The sequence below is a fragment of the Pseudomonas sp. NFACC04-2 genome (assembly GCF_900119265.1).
Taxonomy (GTDB): Bacteria; Pseudomonadota; Gammaproteobacteria; order Pseudomonadales; family Pseudomonadaceae; genus Aquipseudomonas; species Aquipseudomonas fluorescens_AA.
Genome location: NZ_FPJC01000038.1, coordinates 30,062 through 36,600, shown reverse-complemented (window position 1 = coordinate 36,600; position 6,539 = coordinate 30,062). Strand labels below are relative to the sequence as shown.

At 62.3% G+C, this 6,539-nt stretch carries 2 protein-coding genes; both read right to left on the bottom strand.

What is annotated here, in order from left to right:
- The coding region (locus tag BT125_RS27610) for a condensation domain-containing protein (protein WP_139271817.1) at nt 1-1,857 on the bottom strand (1,857 nt) is incomplete at its 3' end.
- 330 nt (nt 1,858-2,187) lie between these two features.
- A partial coding sequence (locus BT125_RS27605) for a non-ribosomal peptide synthetase (RefSeq protein WP_139271818.1) occupies nt 2,188-6,539 on the bottom strand: 4,352 nt, incomplete at its 5' end.

Here is a 6,539-nt window from a genome sequence, read left to right as displayed (position 1 = left end):
CGCCAGCAACCCCACGACCATGTCGATACCGCGTTCGACGCAGATCGCCACCCGCGAATCGGGCTGCACGCCCTGCTTGCGCAGGTAATGGGCCAGGCGGTTGGCCCGTTCGTTCAACTCGCGGTAGCTCAGGCGCTGCTCGCCACGAATCACCGCCACGGCCTCCGGCGTGAGCCGGACTTGGTCCTCGAACAACCCGTGAATCGTCTGCTGCCGCGGATAGTCGGCCTCGGTGGCATTAAATGTCACCAGCAGCTGCTCACGTTCCGAGGCCGGCAGGATCGACACGTGCTGCAAGGACAGGTCCGGCTGCTGCTCGAGCATCCAGACCAGGTTCTCCAATGCCTGGCGCATATACCCGCCAATGCGTTGGGCGCCCATTCCGGCCAGGGCCAGTACGCTGAGACTGAAGCCTTCGCCCAAATCATCCACCGACAAGGTCAGCGGATAGTTCGTGCCCTCTGCGCCTCCCAGCGCATGCAAACCTTCCCATGCTTCAAGAGTCTGGGTCGAAAGTGCTTGGGCCGTATTGCTATGCCGATAGTTGAGCAAGGCACCGAACAGCGGAGCGGGTGCAGACACGCCGCTGCAGCGCTGGGCCAAAGCCAGCGAAGCATGCTCGTGACCGAGCAAGGCCGTCAGGCTGGCGTGGGTGTTTTTTACACCTTCGCGCACGCCCTGCCCGGCCAGTTTCACGCGCAGCGGCAGCGTGTTGATGAACATGCCCAACGCGCGGTCGGCACCGTCACCGCCCTGCATCCGCCCCATCAATACCGTACCGAAGACCACGTCCTGCTTGCCCGAAATAGCCCCCACCACTCGCGCCCAGGCCAAGTGGTGCAGGCTGGCGGCGCTGACGCCCAACTGGCGGGCCTGCGCCCGCAAGCGACGGCTCAACGAGGCGTCGATCGGCAAGTGGGCTTCTTCGATCACCGACTGGCCTTCAGGCACCTCGGCAAAACCCAGTGGCAAGGTCGGCTCATCGATATCGGCCAGCATTTCGCGGAAAAACGCTTCATGGGAATCACCGCCCACACCCAAGCGAACCTGCGCCACGTAGTTGCGATAAGGCACGGGGTCGGGCAATTGGTGGGCCTGACCAAGCAGGAACGCTTGCATTTCATCCTGCACCAGTTCCAGTGCCGTATGGTCTATCGCCATGTGGTGGAACAGCAGGATCGCCACCCAACGGTCGTGGTCACGATCCTGCGCGCAAATCAGCCGCATCAGCGGCGCCTGCCCTACATCCAGACGATGATGGCGGGTGTCGAAACGCTGTTGCAGTTGCCACACGGCATCACCGGCGGCCGGATCAAGCACGATTTCCTCCAACGTCAGCTTGGCCTCGTGCCAGACCACTTGCACCGGTTCATCCAGCCCCTCCCAAACCACTGAGGTGCGCAGAATGTCATGACGATTGATCACGCCCTGCAACGCCTGGGCAAAGTCGTCCAGGCGTGCCCTGCGATCGGCACCGAACAAGGACTGCAGCACATAGGGGTCGCCCTGCTCCGCCGCCAGGTGATGGTAAAGAATGCCTTCCTGCAACGGTGCCAGCGGGTAGATGTCCTGCACATTGCCCGCGCCGCCGGGCACCGTCTCGACAATCCGGTCGATCTCTTCCTGCGTCAGGTCAGCCAGGGGCAGCATGTCCGGCGTGATCCGGAATGCCGGGCTCAGCCAGTCGCCACCATTTCTCTCCAACAGGTCGAGCAGTTCCTGCTTATGGACGGCAAGGCGGTCCCACAGCGCGTGGTCCATTCCTTCGTCGTCGCCCAGGATCACGAGGTTGTCGCCGTCTTGTTGCAGACGGATCGGATGCTTGGACAGAGCTGCCATCAATTCGCTGAATTGCATCGAAGAACCTGCTTTTCTAGTTCGGAGTGGTTGACGATAAAAACGTGTTTTTCAGGTACGGCGCGGCGCCTGGACGGCGGTTGGGCCGACCTCGGCGCATGAGCCAAAGCGATGGATAATCGTCACGTTCAACCGAAGGCGGCGGTTTGCGAACCGCCGCCTTACAGGCCAAAAAAAATTAGAGCATTCGGTAGGTGATGTCTGTCATGGGAAGCAGGGACAAGCCCCAACGTCAGCCAGACAGGAGGTACAGATGGGCAGGATCAGGGCGATCGCCCTGCCCGGAAAGCCCGGGACAGGGCACTCACCCTTCGGTTGGAGGTTGCCGACTCAGATGCTGCGTCTGCGTGTCAGCGCGGGAATTTTCGTCATCGGCACATCAATATGTCGTACCTCGCCCACGGCGGCAGCCACCAGGGCCAGCGTCGGCTGGCCGAACAGCACACGGATATCGGCCTCCATGCCGTCCTTGCGCATGCGTTCGATCAGCGTCACAGCGAGCAACGAGTGACCACCCAGTTCGAAGAAGTGGTCATGCCGCCCCACCCGTTCGACCTTGAGCAACTCTGCCCACAGCGCGGCAAGCTTGATTTCCATGTCGCCTACGGGAGCTTCATACAGACGCGTGGTGTACGCATTGCTGTCGGGGGCCGGTAGCGCCTTGCGGTCGAGCTTGCCGTTCGGCGTCAGTGGCAAGGCATCCAGGCGCACGTAGGCGACGGGTACCATGTAGGCCGGCAGTTGCGCTTGCAGGTGCGTGCGCAGGGCTTCGATGTCTACCGCTTCGTCCGGCGAGTGTTGAGTGAAATAAGCCACCAGGCGTTTGTCACCTGGCACGTCTTCACGGGCCACGACCACGGTTTCCTTGATGTTTGAAACCTGGGCGAGCTTGGCTTCGATCTCCCCCAGTTCGATGCGGAAACCGCGGATCTTCACCTGGTCATCGTTACGGCCGAGGTATTCGATGTTGCCGTCCGCCAGGTAGCGGCCCAAGTCGCCGGTCTTGTACATGCGGGCGCTTGGAACGGCGCTGAACGGATCTTTCAGGAAACGCTCGGCCGTGAGGTCGTCGCGGTTCAAATAACCACGAGCGACCCCGGCACCACCGATGTAGATTTCGCCCGGTACGCCCAGCGGCACGGGTTGTTTGTGCTCATCCAGCAGATAGAACTGGGTGTTGGCCACGGGTTTGCCGATGTGTGCGGCAAACCCGTCCTCGCGAGCCATCGATACCCAGCTTGAGTAAGTCGTGGTTTCCGAAGGGCCGTAGAGGTTGCACAGGCGTTTGACCTGGGTCTGTTCGAACAACGTCTCCACCAGGCTGCGTTTGAGCGCTTCACCGGCGACGTTGACCGTGTCGACGCCCTCGCCTACACCGCCAGATTCCAGCACCGCCTTGAGCGCCGAGGGCACGGTGTTGATCAGGGTGATGTCGTGCTCGCCCTGTTGCAGTTCCAGCACATTAGTGACCACTTCGATGCTGCCGCCCGAGGTCAACGGCGCGAAGCACTCGTAGACCGCCAGGTCGAAGTTCAACGAAGTCGAGAACAGGGTTTTCGACAGGGTTTGAGCGTCAAACGAGCGATGCGCCCAAGTCAGGAAGTTCACTGTGTTGCGGTGCTCGATCATCACGCCCTTGGGCAGACCGGTCGAACCGGAGGTGTAGATGACATAGGCCAGGTGAGAGGACGTCAGGCCAGTGACTTCAGGATTCTGGTCGGATTCGTCCTGCCACAAGCGGCTATCGAGATTGATCACCGCCATCGAGGCATCGCTCAACAAGCCGACTGTGGCGTCCTGCGCCAACACCGCCGCCGGCGCACTGTCTTCCAGCATGTAGGTGATGCGATCCAGCGGATACGCCGGATCCAACGGCACATAACCGCCGCCAGCCTTGAGGATCGCCAGTAGCCCCACGACCATGTCGATACCGCGTTCGACGCAGATCGCCACCCGCGAATCGGGCTCTACGCCCTGCTTGCGCAGGTAATGGGCCAGGCGGTTGGCCCGCTCGTTCACCTCTCGGTAGCTCAGGCGCTGCTCGCCACGGATCACCGCCACCGCCTCCGGCGTACGCTGGACCTGGTTCTCGAACAGACCATGAATCGTTTGCTGCTGCGGATAGTCGGCTGCAGTGGCGTTGAACGTCACCAGCAGCTGCTCACGTTCCGAGGCCGGCAGGATCGACAAACGCTGCAAGGGCATGTCTGGCTGCTGTTCGAGCATGCCGACCAAGTTTTCCAACGTGTGCTGCACATAACCGCACAGCCGCTGCGCACCAATGCGCGCCGGGGTCATGACGGTAAAGCTGAACGCTTCGCCCTGATCGTCCACCGACAACATCAATGGATAGTTGGTCCGTTCCTCGCCACTGAGAATCTGGATACCGTTCCAGGCCGACAATGCCTCGCTCGACACTGTCGTGGCGGTGTGACGGTAATTGAGCAAGGCACTGAACAACGGCGTCGGCGCCTGCACGCCACTGCAGCGTTGCGCCAGCGCCAATGCGGCGTGTTCGTGACCCAGCAACGCGGTCAGGCGGGCATGTGTCGCCTTGACCCCGGCTCGCACCCCCTGCGATCCCAGGCCAACCCGCAAGGGCAAGGTATTGATGAACATCCCCAACGCCCGGTCGGCGCCCTCGCCGCCCTGCATCCGGCCCACCAGTACCGTGCCGAACACCACATCGTTCTTGCCCGACACCTTGCCCAGGACTTGCGCCCAAACCAGGTGATACAGGCTCGCCGCGCTCACCCCGAGCTGACGCGCCTGGGCCCGCAACCGGCGACTCAGGTCGGCCTCGACCTCCTGGCGCACCTCTTCGAGGCCGCTGCCATCGCCTTGCACATCCTGCAAATCGAACGGCAACGTCGGCTCGTCGACATCGCCGAGCATGTCACGGAAAAAGGTTTCGTGTTCCTCGCGGCTCACGCCCAAGCGGGCCTGGGCCACGAAGTTGCGGTATGGCACCGACGCCGACAGCCGCTGCGCCTGGCCGAGCATGTGAGCCTCGATTTCCGCGGACAGCACCGTCAGTGACGTGACGTCGTCCACCAGATGGTGAAACAACAGCATGCCCACCCAGCGTTGGTTTGCCGGGTCTTGCGCATAGACGATCCGCATCATCGGTGCCTGGCGAATGTCCAGGCGGTAGAACCGGGGATCGAAACGCTGGTGCAACTGCGTGGCGATATCGCCCTGGGCCGGATCCAGCGCAACCGATTCGACACTCAATGGCGCGTCACGCCAGACCACCTGCATGGGCTCGGACAGGCCTTCCCAGAGCACACCGGTGCGCAGGATATCGTGCCGGGTAATGACGGCTTGCAATGCGTGGGCGAAATCCTCCAGACGCGTAAAACTGTCGAAACCGAATATTACCTGTTGCAGATAGGGGTCGCCTTCGGCGGCGGTGAGGTGGTGATACAGAATCCCTTCCTGCAGCGGCGCCAGGGCATAGATGTCCTGGACATTGGCCACTCCGCCCGGCACCGCCGCGACAATTCGCTCGATCTCTTCTTGAGACAGATCGGCCAGCGGCAGCATGTCCGGTGTGATGCGTGTGCAACCGGCCGGGATACCGTTGGCCGGCACCACGACTTCCCGGTAGCCACCGACGGCGTCGGCCAATGCGGCCAAGGTGGGCTGGCCGAACAAGACCCGCACATCGACGCTCAGGTCGACCTGGCGCATGCGCTCGATCATTTTCACCGCCAACAGCGAGTGCCCGCCCAGCTCGAAGAAGTTGTCGTGGCGACCGACTTGTTCGAGCTTGAGCAAGTCTTCCCAGATCCGGGCAATGCGGGCTTCCACTTCGCCTTGTGGGGCCTCGTACTCACGGGCGATCAGCGCTGAATGATCCGGTGCCGGCAAGGCCTTGCGGTCCAACTTGCCGTTTGGCGTCAGAGGCAAAGCGTCGAGTCGCACATAAGCACTCGGCACCATGTATTCCGGCAATTGCCCTTGCAAGTGGGCCCGCAAGGTTTCGATGTCGGCAGTCTCATCGGCAGAATGCATCGTGAAATAAGCCACCAGGCGCTTCTCGCCCGGTGCATCCTCACGGGCCAGCACCACAGCTTCCTTCACCGCGGCATGCTGCGCCAACCGGGCTTCGATCTCGCCCAACTCGATGCGGAAACCGCGAATCTTCACCTGGTCATCGTTGCGCCCCAGGTACTCGATATTGCCGTCCGGCAAGTACCGACCCAGATCCCCGGTTCGATACATCCGCGCATTCGCCCCACGGCTGAACGGATCCCGCAGGAAGCGCTCGACGGTCAGTTCCGGACGGTTCAGGTAACCTCGTGCCACCTGCACCCCGCCGATGTAAATCTCCCCGGCCACGCCCATGGGCACCGGTTGTCGATGGCCATCGAGCAGGTAGATCCGGGTGTTGGCTATCGGCTTGCCGATCGGCGTGCTGTCCGGCGTCTCCGCCCCCGCGCAGTCCCACGCCGTCACGTCCACCGCCGCTTCGGTCGGACCGTACAGGTTGTACAGGCTGGTGTGCGGCAATTGCGTCTTGAAGCGCCGCACCAGATGCCCCGGCAATGCCTCGCCGCTGCACATCACCCGCACCAGACCTTCGCACTGACTTGCCTCGCCATGGGCCAGGAACACATCGAGCATCGACGGCACGAAGTGCAGTGTGGTGATGCCCTGGGCCTGGATCACTTCGCGCA